Origin of the sequence: Microbacterium sp. NPDC080220 (genome assembly GCF_040686395.1) — a bacterium.
GTDB classification, from domain to species: Bacteria; Actinomycetota; Actinomycetes; order Actinomycetales; family Microbacteriaceae; genus Microbacterium; species Microbacterium gawkjiense.
In genome coordinates this window covers 68,580-83,769 of sequence record NZ_JBFBOP010000006.1, presented here as the reverse complement: position 1 = coordinate 83,769, position 15,190 = coordinate 68,580, and the positions used below count along the sequence as shown (strand labels likewise).

Below are 15,190 nucleotides of genomic sequence, written 5' to 3'. Positions count from 1 at the left end.
AGGCGATCAGCGTCCGGCGCCGTCGAGCACGGGCTGCGACGTCGTGTCGGACGCGTCCTGGGCTGCGGCGGACGCCGGAGCGTCCTCCGTCGCTGCTGCATCCTGCGCCGTCGCGGGCTCATCGTCGACGCGCCCGTCGTCCGCGGCCCGCTGTGCGCGCGGGGCGACGGCGAGGGCGCGGAGTGCTCCGAGCGTGAAGGCGAGCAGCAGGCCGATGGCGCCGACGCCCACGAGGATCGCGCCGAGGACCGCCCAGATCTGGCCGACGTAGACGTCCACTCCGGTCGCGGTGCCGGCGGTCAGGGCCGTCTCCATCTTCGCGAGCTTGTCCATGAGGACGACGCCGCCGGCGGCTCCGGATGCGAGCGAGCCGGCCACGAGCAGCCAGAACGGGATGCTGCGGGTCAGGCGGGGGCGGGTGTTCATCGATTCTCCTCCGGGTCGAGGTCGCCCGCTCTCGGGCGACCCGGGCCACTGTTCCCGGCCCACCCTGACGGAACCGATGCGCCGCCTATGAGGTTTCGGTGTGCGCCGGCGCCTTCAGCCGCAGGACGACGACGGTCATCGCCGCGGCGGTGAGGGCGGCGAGCACCATGTGCACGCCGACGGCGAGCTCGGGCAGGCCGTTGCGCGCCTGGTAGAGGCCGACGAGGATCTGCACGGCTTCGGCGGCCAGCAGGATGCCCACCCACGTCCGGGTCGAGAGCCCCCGGCGCCACGCCACCACGGCGAGGGTCACCGTGAGCGCGAGCAGCGCGTATCCGGGCCACGCGTGCACGTGCTCGAGGATCTCGGCGTTGAATCCGTTGCGGCCGGCGGCGGCGTCACCGGAGTGCGGACCCGCTCCGGTCGTGAGCACCCCGAACGCGATGGTCAGGGCCAGGACGCCGGTGGTGAGGTGCGTCAGCCGCGCGTACCAGGCGGGGACGACGCGCACGCGGGCGCCGCCGGGCTCGTCGAGGCGGACGAGGAACGCCGCGCAGACGCAGACCAGGATGAGCGACACGACGTAGTGGAACCCCACGATGAACGGGTTGAGGCCCGTGAGGACGGTGATGCCGCCGACGATCGCCTGGGCGACGACGCCGCCGAGCACGATGAGCGCCAGGACGAAGAGATCGCGGCGGGTGCGACGCATCCGCCACACGAGGACGACGACGGCGAGGGCGAGGATGCCGACGAGGCCCGTCAGCGTGCGGTTGCCGAACTCGATCACGCCGTGGATGCCCATCTCGGGGGTCGCGACGAGGGAGTCGGCGGTGCAGGTCGGCCAGGTCGGGCAGCCGAGACCCGAGCCGGTCAGACGCACGGCGCCGCCGGTCCCGATGATGAGGGTCTCGGCGAGGAACGACAGCCACGCGACCACGCGCAGCAGGCGCGGGACCCGGGTCGCGGGCGGGGCGGTCGGTGTCGACGCGGTGATCAGCATGGGGTCGCCTCCGGGCGAGGGCCGGCACGCCGCGGGGGATGGCCGTGCCTGTAGAATGAAGCTGTCGGCGAGCGCGATCCCCATCGCAGCCCGCACAACGATTCTAGGCGCGGTCTCGCGTCATCAGAGCGGCCAGCAGCGGCATCCCCCTCGTGCACTCCTCTCGCGGGAGGGAATGCCGGAACGGATGACACCGTTGCCGCCCGTGAGGAGGAAAGTCATGTCGGATGTGCTCATCGACCGTCCCGAGCTCGAAGGGCTGGGGGTGTACGAATTCGGCTGGCACGACGCCGATGCCGCCGGTGCCGTCGCCCAGCGGGGTATCAACGAGGACGTGGTCCGCGGGATCTCCTCGCTGAAGAACGAGCCGGAGTGGATGCTGAAGACCCGTCTGAAGGGGTATCAGCTGTTCGGGCGCAAGCCCATGCCGACGTGGGGTGCCGATCTGTCCGGCATCGACTTCGACAACATCAAGTACTTCGTGCGCTCCACCGAGAAGCAGGCGCAGACGTGGGAGGACCTCCCCGAGGAGATCCGCAACACGTACGAGAAGCTCGGCATCCCCGAGGCGGAGCGTCAGCGCCTCGTCGCCGGTGTCGCGGCGCAGTACGAGTCCGAGGTCGTCTACCACCAGATCCGCGAGGACCTGGAGCAGCAGGGTGTCATCTTCATGGACACCGACACGGCGCTGCGCGAGCACCCCGAGTTCTTCGAGGAGTACTTCGGCACCGTCATCCCCGCCGGCGACAACAAGTTCGCTGCGCTGAACACCGCCGTCTGGTCGGGCGGCTCGTTCGTCTACGTCCCGAAGGGCGTGCACGTCGAGATTCCGCTGCAGGCCTATTTCCGCATCAACACCGAGAACATGGGCCAGTTCGAGCGGACCCTGATCATCGCGGACGAGGACAGCTACGTCCACTACATCGAGGGCTGCACGGCGCCGATCTACAAGAGCGACTCGCTGCACTCGGCCGTCGTCGAGATCATCGTGAAGAAGAACGCCCGCGTGCGCTACACGACGATCCAGAACTGGTCGAACAACGTCTACAACCTCGTCACCAAGCGCGCCGTCGCCCACGAGGGCGCGACCATGGAGTGGGTCGACGGCAACATCGGCTCGAAGGTGACGATGAAGTACCCCTCGATCTACCTGATGGGTGAGCACGCCAAGGGCGAGACGCTGTCGGTCGCCTTCGCCGGTCCCGGTCAGCACCAGGATGCCGGCGCGAAGATGATCCACATGGCGCCGCACACGCAGTCCTCGATCGTCTCGAAGTCGATCGCCCGCGGTGGCGGTCGTGCCGGGTACCGGGGAGAGGTCCGGGTGGACGCGAACGCGCACCACTCCGCCAACACCGTCCGGTGCGACGCGCTGCTGGTCGACACGATCTCGCGGTCCGACACCTACCCGGCCATCGACATCCGCGTCGACGACGTCCAGCTCGGCCACGAGGCGACCGTCTCGAAGGTCAGCGAGGAGCAGCTGTTCTACCTCATGAGCCGCGGCATGCCCGAGGACGAGGCGATGGCGATGATCGTGCGCGGCTTCATCGAGCCGATCGCCCGCGAACTGCCCATGGAGTACGCCCTCGAGCTGAACAAGCTCATCGAGATGGGCATGGAAGGATCCGTCGGCTGATGACGACAGCGACTCAGGCCCCCGCATCCGATGCGAAGGGCCACATCGACCCTGCGGCGACCCTGACGGAGACCACCGTCCCCGTCCAGACCCGGTCGGAGCGGCCGTGGTCGTTCGACCCGGCCGACTTCGGTACGCCCACCGGCCGCGAGGTCAACTGGAAGCACACGCCGCTCGACCGCGTCGCGCCGCTGCTGGCGGACGAGGAGGCCCCGCACGACGTGATCGGCGTCGAGGTGTCCGGTCCGGATGCGGTGGAGCACCGTCGTCTGCAGAAGGACGAGGCCCCCCGTGGCGAGGTCTTCCGTCCCGAGGACGTGGTGAGCGCGATCGCGTGGTCGCAGGAGCCGGAGGCCCCGCTCATCCGCATCCCGGCGAACGCCGAGCTCGACGAGCCCGTCATCGTGACCCTCACCGGTCGCGGCGGCGTCGCTCACGCGCACGTCGTCATCGAGGCGCAGGCGAACTCGCGCGGGACGGTCGTGCTCCGTCACGAGGGATCCGCGGCTCAGGCGCAGAACGTCGAGATCATCGTGCGCGACGGCGCGGCCCTGACGGTCGTCTCGGTGCAGCGCTGGGACGACGACGCCGTGCACCTCGCGGCGCATCAGGCCCGCGTCGACCGCGACGCGTCGCTGACGCACATCGTCGTGAGCCTCGGCGGCGGTCTCGTCCGCGTCAACCCGTCGGTCGAGCTCGCCGGTGCCGGCGCGCAGGGACGCCTCTACGGGCTGTCCTTCGCCGACGCCGGTCAGCACCTCGAGAGCCAGGTCTACCTGCACCACAAGGGCGCCCACACGAACGGTGACGTGCTCTACAAGAGTGCGCTGCAGGGTGCGTCGGCCCGCACGGTCTGGATCGGCGACGTCCTCATCGGACCGGATGCCGTGGGCACCGACTCCTACGAGGCGAACCGCAACCTCGTCCTCACCGACGGTGCGCGCGCCGACTCCATCCCGAACCTCGAGATCGAAACGGGTGACATCGTCGGCGCCGGGCACGCCAGTGCGACAGGACGCTTCGACGACGAGCAGCTGTTCTACCTGCAGGCCCGCGGGATCGACGAGGAGCAGGCCCGACGCCTGGTCGTCCTCGGCTTCCTCGCCGAAATCGTGCAGAAGATCGGCATCCCCTCGCTCGAGGACGAGTTCATCGCCGCGATCGAGGCGGAGCTGGCCGGCGGGAGCGACGCATGACCGCCCAGAAGGTGCTGCAGCTGAGCGACCTGACGCAGGACACGGCCGTGCGCATCGAGGTCGACGGTGTCGCTATCGCTGTCGTGCTGGACGGTCAGGGCGAGGTGCACGCCATCGGCGACACCTGCACGCACGGCGACATCTCCCTGGCCGACGGTTTCGTCGAAGGCGACTCGCTCGAATGCTGGGCGCACGGGTCGGCGTTCTCGCTGCGCACCGGACGCCCCCTGAACCTGCCGGCCTACGAGCCGGTGCCCGTCTACGAGGTCACGATCGACGGGGACGACATCCTCATCGACCCCGCCGTGACCAAAGCCGTGAACTGAAGAAAGAAGCTGACATGTCTGTCCTCGAGATCCGCGACCTCCACGTGACGGTCGAGACGGAAGCCGGCGAGACCCCGATCCTGAACGGCGTGACCCTCACCGTCCGCACGGGCGAGACCCACGCCATCATGGGCCCCAACGGTTCCGGCAAGTCGACCCTCGCCTACACGATCGCGGGCCACCCCAAGTACACCGTCACCGGCGGCACGATCACGCTCGACGGCGAGGACGTCCTCGCGATGTCGGTCGACGAGCGCGCCCGCGCCGGCCTGTTCCTCGCGATGCAGTACCCGGTCGAGATCCCCGGCGTGACGGTGACCAACTTCCTGCGCACCGCGAAGACGGCCGTCGACGGCGAGGCGCCGTCGATCCGTTCGTGGACCAAGGACGTCAAGCAGGCGATGCAGAACCTGCGGATGGATCCGAAGTTCGCCGCGCGCAACGTGAACGAGGGGTTCTCCGGCGGTGAGAAGAAGCGTCACGAGATCCTCCAGCTCGAGCTCCTCAAGCCGAAGCTCGCCGTGCTCGACGAGACCGACTCGGGCCTCGACGTCGACGCGCTGAAGATCGTGTCCGAGGGTGTGAACCGTGCCAAGGAGCAGACCGACATGGGTGTGCTCCTGATCACGCACTACACCCGCATCCTCCGCTACATCCAGCCCGACTTCGTCCACGTGCTCGTGAACGGCCGCGTGGCGGAAGAGGGCGGCCCCGAGCTCGCCGCGCGCCTCGAGGAAGAGGGGTACGACCGTTTCCTCGCCCCCGTCGCGGGCGAGCAGGCCTAGGATCGTCGCATGACCGAGACGCTCGCACCCGAGAAGTACGACGAGGTCACCGAGGCCCTCAAGGACGTCATGGACCCCGAACTCGGGGTCAACGTCGTCGACCTGGGGCTCATTTACGACCTCGGGTGGGATGACGAGAACGACGCCCTCGTCATCCATATGACCCTGACCTCCGCCGGCTGCCCGCTGACGGACGTGCTCGAGGAGCAGACCGGACAGGCGCTGGACGGCGTCGTCGACCGCTTTCGGATCAACTGGGTGTGGATGCCGCCGTGGGGCCCCGAGCGGATCACTGATGACGGCCGCGACATGATGCGCGCGCTCGGCTTCTCGATCTGACCGAATCCGCGAGAGGGGCGGTGCGACCACGTCGCACCGCCCCTTTCCGGTGCCGGAGTCAGTTCTCCGAGCGGCCCAGACGCCAGTAGCCCATGAAGGCGACCGCGCGTCGGTCGACGCCGACCTCGCTGACGAGGTGACGACGGAGTGCCTTGATGGCGGAGGCCTCACCCGCGAGCCACGCGTAGAGGGGGGCGCTCTTCAGCGCGGCGCCGCCCTTCGCCGTGCGGGGGACCTCCCAGAGGATGTCGTGGTCGACGTCGATCTCCTCGACCTCGGCCCCGATCCCGCCGGGGGCGAGGCGACCGGCGACATCGGCCACCGCGGAGATCAGGTGCTCGTGGCGACGGTCCTCCCCGCCGCGTGCCTCGATGATCAGCTCGAAGCCCGGGTGCGAGGGCACGTAGGCGACGTCGCTCGGGTGCGGGAGCTCGAGGACGACGACACCGCGCGCGTCCGCAGGGAGCTGCTCCAGGATCCGCGCGATCGCGGGGGCCGCCGTCTCGTCGCCGGCGAGCAGGATGGCGTCGGTCCGGGCCGGCGGCACGAAGTCGATGCCATAGCTGACGCCGGTGTGCTCGGTGGTCGGGGCCAGGATCAGGACCTCGTCGCCCGCCTTGGCGTCGGCGATCCACGCGGACGCCGGGCCCATCACGTCGTGCGCGACCATGTCGATGTCGACCTCGCCGGCGGAGCTCCGCACCGCACGCGTCGTGTAGGTCCGCATGACGGGACGCGTCTCCTCGGGCATGGCGCGCCAGCGGTCGTACCAGTCGGCATCCGTCGGCATCGCCGCCAGCGAGGCGGTCGGCGTCGGGAACATGATCTTGACCCGCTGGTCGAATCCGGGGTCGCCGTATGCGCCGAGCGCCTCGTCGCGGAACGTGAAGCGTCGGAAGCTGGGCGTGAGGTCGGTGACCGCCGCGACGGGGGCGCGGAAGAAGTTCATCGTGCTCAGGGACATGGGGGGGGGTCTCGGCTTTCGTGCGGTCAGACGCCGGTGGGGACGTGATGGCGGCCGATGGGGAGGACCATCGGGCGGCCGGTGAGCGGATCGGGGATGACGCGGCTGTCCATGCCGAAGACGTCCTTGACGGTCTCGGCGGTCAGGATCTCGCCCGGGTCTCCGGCGGCGTACAGGCGCCCGCCGGCCATCGCGACGAGGTGGTCGGCGTAACGGGCCGCGAGGTTCAGGTCGTGGAGGACCATGACGATGGTCGTCCCCCGACGGCGGTTGAGGTCGGTGAGGAGGTCGAGGACGTCGACCTGGTGGCTGACGTCGAGGAAGGTCGTCGGCTCGTCGAGGAGCAGGACGTCCGTCTGCTGTGCGAGGGCCATCGCGATCCAGACCCGCTGGCGCTGGCCGCCGGACAGCTCGTCGACGGGGCGATCCGCCAGCGCGGCGGTGTCGGTGGCGTCGAGGGCCGCGGCCACGGCCTCGTCGTCGGCACGGCTCCAGCGGGAGAGCGGACCGTGGTGGGGCGTGCGCCCGCGGCCGACGAGGTCCGAGACGGCGATGCCCTCGGGGGCGATCGGGGACTGGGGGAGGAGGCCGAGTTCGCGCGCCACCTGCTTCGTCGGCAGCTTGTGGATGTCCTTGCCGTCCAGCAGCACCTGCCCCGCGCGGGGGGCCAGCAGTCGCGCCATCGACTTGAGCAGGGTCGACTTGCCGCACGCGTTGGCGCCGACGATCGCCGTGATCCGCCCGGGCGGGACGACGAGGTCGAGGTCGTCGACGATGAGGCGGTCGCCGTAGGCCAGCTTCAGGCCGGAGGCGTGGAGGGTGCGTTCCGCGGTCATAGGGAGCCTCCCGAGCGGCTGCTGCGGATGAGAAGGAAGATCAGGTAGGGCGCGCCGAGGACACCGGTCACGACGCCCACGGGCAGACGCATCCCGAGCAGGTACTGCCCGGTGAGGTCCGCGATCAGCACCAGGAAGGAGCCGAACAGGCCCGCGACCAGGACGGGCGAGCCGACGGGGCCCAGCATCCGCGCGGCGATGGGGCCCGACAGGAAGGCGACGAAGGAGATGGGGCCGACGGCCGCCGTCGCGAAGGCGAGCAGCACGACCGCTGCGACGATGAGGAGGATGCGCCGCCGCTCGACGGGAACGCCGAGGGCGGCCGCCGCCTCGTCGCCCAGCCGCATGAGCTCCAGGTCGCGGGTCAACCACAGCAGGACGGGGACGACGATGACCATCGCCCCTGCCAGCGGGACGACCTCGTTCCACGATGCGCTGTTGAGGCTGCCGGTGATCCACCGCATCGCGGCCTGCAGGTCCCACTCGGCCGCGCGCGAGAGCACATAGGCGATGACGCTGTTGAAGATCGCGGCGACACCGATGCCGATGAGGATGAAGCGCGCCCCGGCGCCGCCGTCCTTGAACGCGAGGAGGTAGATGGTCAGCGCGGTGCCCACCGCGGCGACGGTCGCGAGCACCGAGACGGCGGTCCCCGAGAGCGAGAGAAAGACGATGCCCACGACGGCCGCCGCGCTCGCGCCCGCGTTGATCCCGATGATGTCGGGGCTGGCCAGCGGGTTGCGCAGCAGGGTCTGGAAGACGGCACCGCCCATGCCGAAGCACAGTCCCGTCAGCAGGGCGACGGTCGATCGCGGCAATCGCAGCTCGCCGACCGTGAAGGACGCACCCGGCACCGTCTGCCCGGTCATCACCGCCCACACCTCGGCGGGCGTGTAGAAGGTCTGTCCGACCATCAGCGAGACGAGATACGTCGCCAGGACGGCGACGAGGAGTCCGCCGGTGACGAGGATGCGGCGGCGCGCACGACGTGCCCGCCCCGACGTGACGGCGGCCAGGGTGGTCGGCGCGGGGGTGAGGGCGGTCACAGGGCACGCATCTTCTGTCGGCGGACGATGGCGATGAAGAACGGAGCACCGATCAAGGCGGTGACGACGCCGACCTCGACCTCCTGAGGCCGCGCGATGACGCGTCCGACGACGTCGGCGACGGTGAGCAGACCTGCGCCGACGAGGGCCGAGACGGGGAGCAGCCAGCGGTGGTCGGGGCCGACGAGCAGGCGGCAGACGTGGGGCACGATGAGTCCCACGAACCCGATGGGTCCGGCGACCGCGGTGGCCGCGCCGCAGAGGATCACCGCGCCGAGGGCCGACAGCAGTCGCGCCGTCCGGACCTTCTGGCCGAGGCCGGTCGCGAGGTCGTCGCCGAGGGCGAGGGCGTTCAACGCCGTCGCCGAGGCGACGCAGATGACCATGCCGACGGCGAGGAACGGGAGGACGAGGAGGATGTTCTGCGTCGTTGCGCCGCCCACGCCGCCGATCTGCCAGAACCGGAAGACGCTCATGACGTCGATCCGGGGGAGCAGGATCGCGCTGATGAGCGAGGTGAAGGCGACGGCGGTCGCGGCACCCGCGAGGGCGAGCTTGAGGGGGCTCGCGCCGCCGCGGCCGAGCGACCCGATGGTGTAGACGAAGAGTGCCGCGAGCGCGGCGCCCAGCATCGCGAGCCAGATGTAGCCCAGGGCGCTCGTCACGCCGAAGAAGGCGAGCCCGGTCACGACGGCGAGCGACGCGCCGCCGTTGATGCCGAGGATCTGGGGGTCGGCCAAGGGATTGCGGGTGACGCCCTGCATGACGGCACCGGCTACCGCGAGGGAGGCTCCGACCAGGAGGGCGAGGATGGTGCGGGGCACCCGGCGCGCGACGGCAGCGGCATCCGTCGTCGTCAGATCACCCGTCAGACCGGCGATGATCTGCGATGCGTCGACCGTCCGGTTGCCGAAGGTGACCGACAGCACGCAGATGACCGCCACTGCGACCGCGAGGACCAGCACCCACAGCACCCGCCGCCGCCCCGACCGGCGTCGGAGGGACGCGGTCGAGGCGGCGGCGGGCGCGGGTGCGAGAGCGGTCATCGTGAGAGCGGCGAACCGTTCCGGATCAGTCGGAGACCTTGGCGGCCGCTTCGCCGATGAGGTCGACGTAGTCGGCCGTCAGCGAGTTCGGGATCGACAGCGGGCTCGGGTTGGCGGCGGCGGAAAGCGGCGCGTTGGCGAGCGGGAGGATGACCACGGAACCGTCGGCGACCGCAGGGATCCGCGACAGCAGCGGGTCGGCCTGCATCGTCGCCAGCGTCGTGTCGTCGCCGTAGGTCACCAGGACGTCGAGGTCGCTGAAGCGCTCGATCTCCTCGGTGCTGTTGGTGATCCAGAACTGATCGGTGTCCTTGGACTGCTCGACGACCGTGGACGCGGGCTCCATACCGAGGTCCTGCAGGAACAGCTGGCGCGGGTCCTGCTCGGAGTAGAAGCCGATCTCCGCGAGGTTGGTCGCGTCGAACGAGCTGAACATGACGGTCTTGTCCGCGATGTCGGGCTGTCCCGCGGTGAGGTCGCCGAGCTGGGTGGTGAGGTCGTCGACGAGGGTCTCGGCCTCGTCCTTCAGGCCCAGCGCGGTGCCGTTGATGACGGTGAGCTCCTGCCAGGTGGTGCCCCAGGCGACGTCGGGGTAGGCGACGACCGGCGCGATCTTGCTGAGGGTCTCGTACTCCTCCTTCGTCATGCCGGAGTACGCAGCGAGGATGACGTCGGGCGCCGTGTCGGCGATCGCCTCGTAATCGAAGCCGTCGGCCTCGTCGAAGAGCACGGGGGTCTCGGCGCCCATCTCCTCGAGCTTGTCCTCGACCCAGGGGAGGATGCCGTCGCCGTCGTCGTCGCCCCAGGTGACGGCGGGCATGCCGACCGGCACGACACCGAGCGCGAGCGCCGCCTCCTGATTGGCCCAGGACACCGTCGCGACCCGCTCGGGCTTGCTCTCGATCGTCGTCGTGCCGAACGCGTGCGTGATCGTGACGGGGAACGCGTCGCCCGCGGGGGCGGTGTCCGAAGACGTGGTCCCGGCGGGGGCGGCGGCCGTGGTGGCGCAGCCGGTGAGGAGGAGGGCGGATGCTGCGGCGAGGGCGAACGCAGTGCGGATGCGAGGCACGGAGGTCTCCTGGGAAGTTGATTAGGGTCGCCTAACCTTACAACGAACCCGGGGCGGGCGGAAACCGAGGAACCCATCCGGGACCGGCCTGATCGTCCTCGATCCGCGCCGTATACTGGGGGTTTGGCCACTCGGCCGCCTCCCCAGGAAGAACGGACGTCTGCTGTGCTCGCCGTGCACGATCTCGAGATCCGCGTCGGTGCGCGCACCCTCATGTCCGATGTCTCCTTCCGCGTCTCGCCGGGCGACAAGATCGGTCTCGTCGGGCGCAACGGCGCCGGCAAGACGACCCTGACCAAGGTGCTCGCCGGCGACCTGCTGCCCGCGGACGGCAAGGTCGACCGCAGCGGCGAGCTCGGGTACCTCCCGCAGGATCCGCGGTCGGGCGACCCCGAGATGCTCGCCCGCACCCGCATCCTCGACGCCCGGGGACTCGGCTCCCTCGTCATCGGCATGCGCGAGACGGCCGAACAGATGGCATCGACGGATGCCGCCGTCGCCGACCGCGCCATGCGGAAGTACGCCTCGCTCACGGAGCGCTTCGAGGCGCTCGGGGGATACGCGGCCGAGGCGGAGGCGGCGTCGATCGCCCACAACCTCTCCCTGCCCGACCGGATCCTCGATCAGCCGTTGAAGACGCTGTCGGGTGGACAGCGGCGACGCATCGAGCTCGCCCGCATCCTCTTCTCCGACGCGCAGACGATGATCCTCGACGAGCCGACGAACCACCTCGACGCCGACAGCGTCGTGTGGCTGCGGGAGTTCCTGAAGGGGTACAAGGGCGGGCTGATCGTGATCAGCCACGACATCGACCTGGTCGGTGAGACGGTCAACCGGGTGTTCTACCTCGACGCCATGCGTCAGGTCATCGACGTCTACAACATGAACTGGAAGAACTACCTGCGTCAGCGTGCGGCGGACGAGGAGCGGCGCCGCAAGGAGCGCGCGAACGCCGAGAAGAAGGCGACGGCACTGCAGCAGCAGGCTGCGCGCTTCGGCGCGAAGGCCAGCAAGGCCGCCGCCGCTCACCAGATGGTGGCCCGCGCCGAGAAGCTGCTCGCCGGTCTCGACGACGTCCGTCAGGACGACCGGGTCGCGAAGCTGCGGTTCCCGAAGCCCGCGCCCTGCGGCAAGACGCCGCTCATGGCGAAGAACCTGTCGAAGTCCTACGGCTCGCTCGAGATCTTCGCGGGCGTCGACCTCGCCATCGACCGCGGGTCCCGCGTCGTCGTCCTCGGGCTCAACGGCGCCGGCAAGACGACGCTGCTGCGCATCCTCGCGGGCGTCGACAAGGCGGACACCGGGATCATCGAGCCCGGTCACGGGCTGAAGATCGGGTACTACGCGCAGGAGCACGAGAACCTCGACGTCAGCCGCTCGGTCCTCGACAACATGATGTCGGCCGCGCCGGACATCACCGCCACCGAGGCGCGCAAGGTGCTGGGGTCCTTCCTGTTCACCGGCGACGACGTGCTGAAGCCGGCCGGGGTGCTCTCCGGCGGCGAGAAGACGCGCCTGTCCCTCGCGACGCTCGTCGTCTCGTCGGCCAACATGCTGCTGCTCGACGAGCCCACGAACAACCTCGACCCGGCCTCCCGTGAGGAGATCCTCGGGGCGCTCGCGCACTACGAGGGCGCGGTCGTGCTTGTCTCGCACGACGAGGGCGCCGTGGAGGCCCTGAACCCCGAGCGTGTGCTGATCCTGCCCGACGGGGTCGAGGACATCTGGGGTCGCGACTACATCGACCTCATCACCCTGGCCTGACGGACACGCGCCGGCGGCGCTCAGCGGGCGTCGAGGAGCTCGTCCTCGGCCTCCATGTCGCGGTCGCGTCGTCGCTGCGGCCGGGTGGGCCGCGTGCGCCCGCCGTCCTCCTCGTCCTCCCGTCGGTGTCGGATCTCGGTCCGGATCATGTACCAGATGAAGGCGAAACCCATGATGGCGAAGAGGATCCACTGGATCGCGTACGAGAGGTACGGCCCGGGGTCGGCCGACGGATCCTCCAGCTGCTGCGGGCGTTCCGCCGGCGCGGGGGTCTCCTCGGTCATCAGGACGTAGGCGGAGTCGATCAGGTCGCCTGCCTGGCCCGTCATCTGCGCGATGAGGGTGAGATCGATCGTGGCGACCTGCCCCTCGGGGGCGGAGCGGCCCTCGCGCACCGGCGGCTCGCCGGGCTGCAGACGGCCGACGACGGAGACCTCGCCCCTCGGTGGCGCCGGGACGCGGTCGGGCTCCGGCTGGTCGTCGCCGGGCGGGACCCAGCCCCGATCGATCACGACGACGCGACCGTCGTCCGTCCGGAACGGCACGAGCACCTCGAACGCGCTCGTGCCGCCGTGAGGCCGGTTGCGCACGAGCAGCGTCTGCTCCGTGAGGTACTCACCGCGGATCTCGACGGGACGCCACTCGTCGCTCGCGACGAGGTCCTGCCCGGCGGGGATGAGGTCGCGCAGGGCGACGGGCTCGCGCGAATAGTTGTCGGCGACGAGTGCGAGCTCGGCATCCCGTTCCGCGTTGCGCGAGAACTGCCAGTTGGACAGGAACGCGCAGGCGATCGCGAACACGATCGCCATGGCGACGTATCCGCTCCAGCGCAGCGCCGTGTCGCGGTTCACGAGGCGGGTGCGGTGTCGAGCGCGAGGACCTCGACGGGGAAGCTCCGCGACGCGAGGTAGTCGCGGAGGAACCCGACGTGGTCGGGGCAGGCGGTCCACACCTTGCGCCGGTCGGCCGAGTGGATGCGGGGATTCCGCCACACGACCTGCCACTGCGCGTCGGCGTGGCATCCCGCGCGCGAGCACTGCGGGGTGGTCATCGCTCCTCCCGGGGCCGGGTCTCTTGGATCCTGATCACGTTCTCGTCCGGTTTCGGCGGGGGAGCGGATGCCGTCGGTGCCGCGTCGATCTCGCGCGACGGACGTTCGGCCACGACGACCTCGTCGCCGTTGCCGACGTTGGCCACGACCACGGCGAGGTAGGGCAGGACTGCAGCGCCGGCCGCGAAGATCCAGGTCTGCCAGCCGTAGGGGGTGACGGTGACCATCAGGATGAAGCAGACCACGCGGACGGTCATCATGATGACGTAGCGACGGGTGCGCGAGCGTGCGTCGACCTCCGGCGCCGTGGCGAGCGAGGTCGCGGACGGTGTCGAGTCGTGCTTGGTGCGGCGGGACGTGGGAGGGCTCCTAGGAAATCTGGCCCATGGACGGGATCGAGGCGGCGATCGCGATGGCCGCGATCACCCAGATGAGGATCAGCAGCAGCCAGAAGCCCGTGCCGATCCAGCCGATGATGGTCCCGGCGACGGCCATACCGCGGCCGTTCTCACCGGAGGTCTTGAGCTGCTTGAGCGACATGTGGCCCGTGATGACACCGGCGATCGAACCGATGAGGGGGATGAACGTCACTCCGGCGATCGAGGCGACGAGCGAGATGATCGCGAGGACGTTGTTGGGCCGGGGCGGGGCGTAGCCGTAGGCGGGCTGTCCGTAGGGCTGCTGCCCGTAGGCGGGCTGGGCGTACGGCTGCTGGCCGTAGGTCGGCTGCGCGTAGGGCTGCGGCGTGCCGGTCTGCTGCTCGCCGTAGGCGGGCTGTCCCTGCGCGGAGGGCGGCGCGTACGGCGGGGCGGGCGGGTACGCGGCGCCCGCGGCGGGCGGGGCCGGCGGCACGTCGGAGGGCTGCGGCGGGGTGTTCGTGGCGTCGGTCACGTCCGTCTCCTTCAGGCGAGGTGACCCCCAGCCTACCCGCCGTGCGCGCCGCTAGGCTGGTGCGGTTCACCCGGCTCGGAGCAAGGAGAAACATGTCCCACGAGCGCGTCGTCCTCGTCACCGGAGGCAACCGCGGCATCGGCCGCGCGATCGCCGAGCGATTCGTCTCGGAGGGCTACACGGTCGCCGTCACCGCTCGATCGGGCGAGGGTCCCGAGGGGACGCTGACGGTGCGGGCCGACGTCACCGACGCCGCCTCCCTCGATGCCGCGTACACCGAGGTCGAGCAGCAGCTCGGCCCCGTCGGGGTGGTCGTCGCGAACGCCGGGATCACGAAGGACACGCTGCTGCTGCGTATGACGGAGGAGGACTTCGACTCGGTCGTCTCGACGAACCTCGGCGGCGCCTTCCGCGTCGTCAAGCGCGCCGCCAAGGGGATGCTGCGGGCCAAGTGGGGCCGCGTCATCCTCATCTCCTCGGTCGTCGGCCTCTACGGCTCGGCCGGGCAGATCAACTACTCGTCCTCCAAGAGCGCGCTCGTCGGCTTCGCCCGCTCGCTGACCCGCGAGCTCGGGTCACGGGGGATCACGGCCAACGTCGTCGCTCCGGGTTTCATCGAGACCGACATGACCGCAGCCCTTCCCGAGGACACGCAGGCGGAGTACAAGAAGAACATCCCCGCGGCGCGTTTCGGCGCCGCCGACGAGGTCGCCGCCGCCGTCGTCTGGCTCGCCTCCGACGACGCCGCCTACATCTCGGGCGCCGTCATCCCGGTCGACGGCGGCCTCGGCATGGGCCACTGACGGGTA

General features: G+C 70.2%; 17 protein-coding genes and 1 pseudogene. 7 read left to right on the top strand and 11 right to left on the bottom strand.

Annotation, left to right across the window (positions count from 1 at the left end; genetic code table 11):
- Positions 1-6 precede the first annotated feature (6 nt).
- Both AB0P29_RS10690 and AB0P29_RS10685 read right to left on the bottom strand, forming a co-directional pair.
- On the bottom strand, positions 7-426 hold the full coding sequence (locus tag AB0P29_RS10690; RefSeq protein ID WP_363379723.1) for a dinucleotide-utilizing enzyme: 420 nt from the start codon (positions 424-426) through the stop codon (positions 7-9).
- A gap of 85 nt (positions 427-511) precedes the next feature.
- The gene (locus tag AB0P29_RS10685; RefSeq protein ID WP_363379722.1) at positions 512-1,429 is read right to left on the bottom strand and encodes a COX15/CtaA family protein; all 918 of its coding nucleotides are present in this window, start codon (positions 1,427-1,429) and stop codon (positions 512-514) included.
- 220 nt (positions 1,430-1,649) lie between these two features.
- Here AB0P29_RS10685 and sufB point away from each other — a divergent pair, with 220 nt between their 5' ends.
- From sufB to AB0P29_RS10660, 5 genes are read left to right on the top strand one after another with little or no spacing between them, the layout of a single operon-like run.
- The gene (gene sufB, locus AB0P29_RS10680) at positions 1,650-3,068 is read left to right on the top strand and encodes a Fe-S cluster assembly protein SufB (protein ID WP_064002283.1); all 1,419 of its coding nucleotides are present in this window, start codon (positions 1,650-1,652) and stop codon (positions 3,066-3,068) included.
- Complete coding sequence (gene sufD / locus AB0P29_RS10675) at positions 3,068-4,264, top strand: Fe-S cluster assembly protein SufD (protein ID WP_363379721.1); 1,197 nt, start codon at positions 3,068-3,070, stop codon at positions 4,262-4,264. The genes sufB and sufD overlap by 1 nt, the downstream gene beginning before the upstream one ends.
- On the top strand, positions 4,261-4,590 hold the full coding sequence (locus AB0P29_RS10670; protein WP_363379720.1) for a non-heme iron oxygenase ferredoxin subunit: 330 nt from the start codon (positions 4,261-4,263) through the stop codon (positions 4,588-4,590). The genes sufD and AB0P29_RS10670 overlap by 4 nt, the downstream gene beginning before the upstream one ends.
- Before the next feature lie 14 nt (positions 4,591-4,604).
- On the top strand, positions 4,605-5,375 hold the full coding sequence (sufC, locus tag AB0P29_RS10665) for a Fe-S cluster assembly ATPase SufC (protein WP_253034464.1): 771 nt from the start codon (positions 4,605-4,607) through the stop codon (positions 5,373-5,375).
- Positions 5,376-5,384: 9 nt separating this feature from the next.
- On the top strand, positions 5,385-5,714 hold the full coding sequence (locus AB0P29_RS10660; RefSeq protein WP_064002279.1) for a metal-sulfur cluster assembly factor: 330 nt from the start codon (positions 5,385-5,387) through the stop codon (positions 5,712-5,714).
- A gap of 58 nt (positions 5,715-5,772) precedes the next feature.
- On the opposite strand, the gene AB0P29_RS10655 is transcribed toward AB0P29_RS10660, so the two are convergent.
- From AB0P29_RS10655 to AB0P29_RS10635, 5 genes are read right to left on the bottom strand one after another with little or no spacing between them, the layout of a single operon-like run.
- Positions 5,773-6,678, bottom strand: coding sequence for a siderophore-interacting protein (locus tag AB0P29_RS10655; RefSeq protein ID WP_363379718.1), 906 nt, complete (start codon positions 6,676-6,678; stop codon positions 5,773-5,775).
- A 26-nt stretch (positions 6,679-6,704) separates the two neighbouring features.
- A complete protein-coding gene (locus tag AB0P29_RS10650; RefSeq protein WP_363379717.1) occupies positions 6,705-7,514 on the bottom strand; it encodes an ABC transporter ATP-binding protein in 810 nt (269 codons plus the stop codon).
- Positions 7,511-8,560 (bottom strand): iron chelate uptake ABC transporter family permease subunit, encoded by a 1,050-nt coding sequence (locus AB0P29_RS10645; protein ID WP_363379716.1) that lies wholly within the window; start codon positions 8,558-8,560, stop codon positions 7,511-7,513. The genes AB0P29_RS10650 and AB0P29_RS10645 overlap by 4 nt, the downstream gene beginning before the upstream one ends.
- Positions 8,557-9,606 (bottom strand): iron ABC transporter permease, encoded by a 1,050-nt coding sequence (locus tag AB0P29_RS10640; protein ID WP_363379714.1) that lies wholly within the window; start codon positions 9,604-9,606, stop codon positions 8,557-8,559. The genes AB0P29_RS10645 and AB0P29_RS10640 overlap by 4 nt, the downstream gene beginning before the upstream one ends.
- 25 nt (positions 9,607-9,631) lie before the next feature.
- Complete coding sequence (locus AB0P29_RS10635) at positions 9,632-10,675, bottom strand: iron-siderophore ABC transporter substrate-binding protein (RefSeq protein WP_363379712.1); 1,044 nt, start codon at positions 10,673-10,675, stop codon at positions 9,632-9,634.
- Between the two features lie 165 nt (positions 10,676-10,840).
- On the opposite strand from AB0P29_RS10635, the gene AB0P29_RS10630 reads away from it, so the two are divergent.
- Entirely contained in the window at positions 10,841-12,439 is a 1,599-nt protein-coding gene (locus AB0P29_RS10630) for an ABC-F family ATP-binding cassette domain-containing protein (RefSeq protein WP_363379835.1), read from the top strand.
- 20 nt (positions 12,440-12,459) lie between these two features.
- Here AB0P29_RS10630 and AB0P29_RS10625 read toward each other — a convergent pair whose 3' ends face one another.
- From AB0P29_RS10625 to AB0P29_RS10610, 4 genes and pseudogenes are all read right to left on the bottom strand, one after another.
- Complete coding sequence (locus AB0P29_RS10625; RefSeq protein WP_363379711.1) at positions 12,460-13,290, bottom strand: SURF1 family protein; 831 nt, start codon at positions 13,288-13,290, stop codon at positions 12,460-12,462.
- Entirely contained in the window at positions 13,287-13,490 is a 204-nt protein-coding gene (locus AB0P29_RS10620; RefSeq protein WP_363379710.1) for a hypothetical protein, read from the bottom strand. The genes AB0P29_RS10625 and AB0P29_RS10620 overlap by 4 nt, the downstream gene beginning before the upstream one ends.
- Positions 13,487-13,798 (bottom strand): annotated as a pseudogene (locus AB0P29_RS10615) (DUF3099 domain-containing protein); the annotation flags it as partial. The pseudogene AB0P29_RS10615 and the gene AB0P29_RS10620, both read right to left, overlap by 4 nt.
- Before the next feature lie 61 nt (positions 13,799-13,859).
- A complete protein-coding gene (locus AB0P29_RS10610) occupies positions 13,860-14,381 on the bottom strand; it encodes a DUF4190 domain-containing protein (RefSeq protein ID WP_217531532.1) in 522 nt (173 codons plus the stop codon).
- A gap of 92 nt (positions 14,382-14,473) precedes the next feature.
- Between AB0P29_RS10610 and fabG the strand changes: the two genes are divergently transcribed.
- Positions 14,474-15,184, top strand: a complete 711-nt coding sequence (fabG, locus tag AB0P29_RS10605; RefSeq protein WP_064002268.1) for a 3-oxoacyl-ACP reductase FabG — start codon at positions 14,474-14,476, stop codon at positions 15,182-15,184.
- The last annotated feature ends 6 nt before the right edge of the window (positions 15,185-15,190 follow it).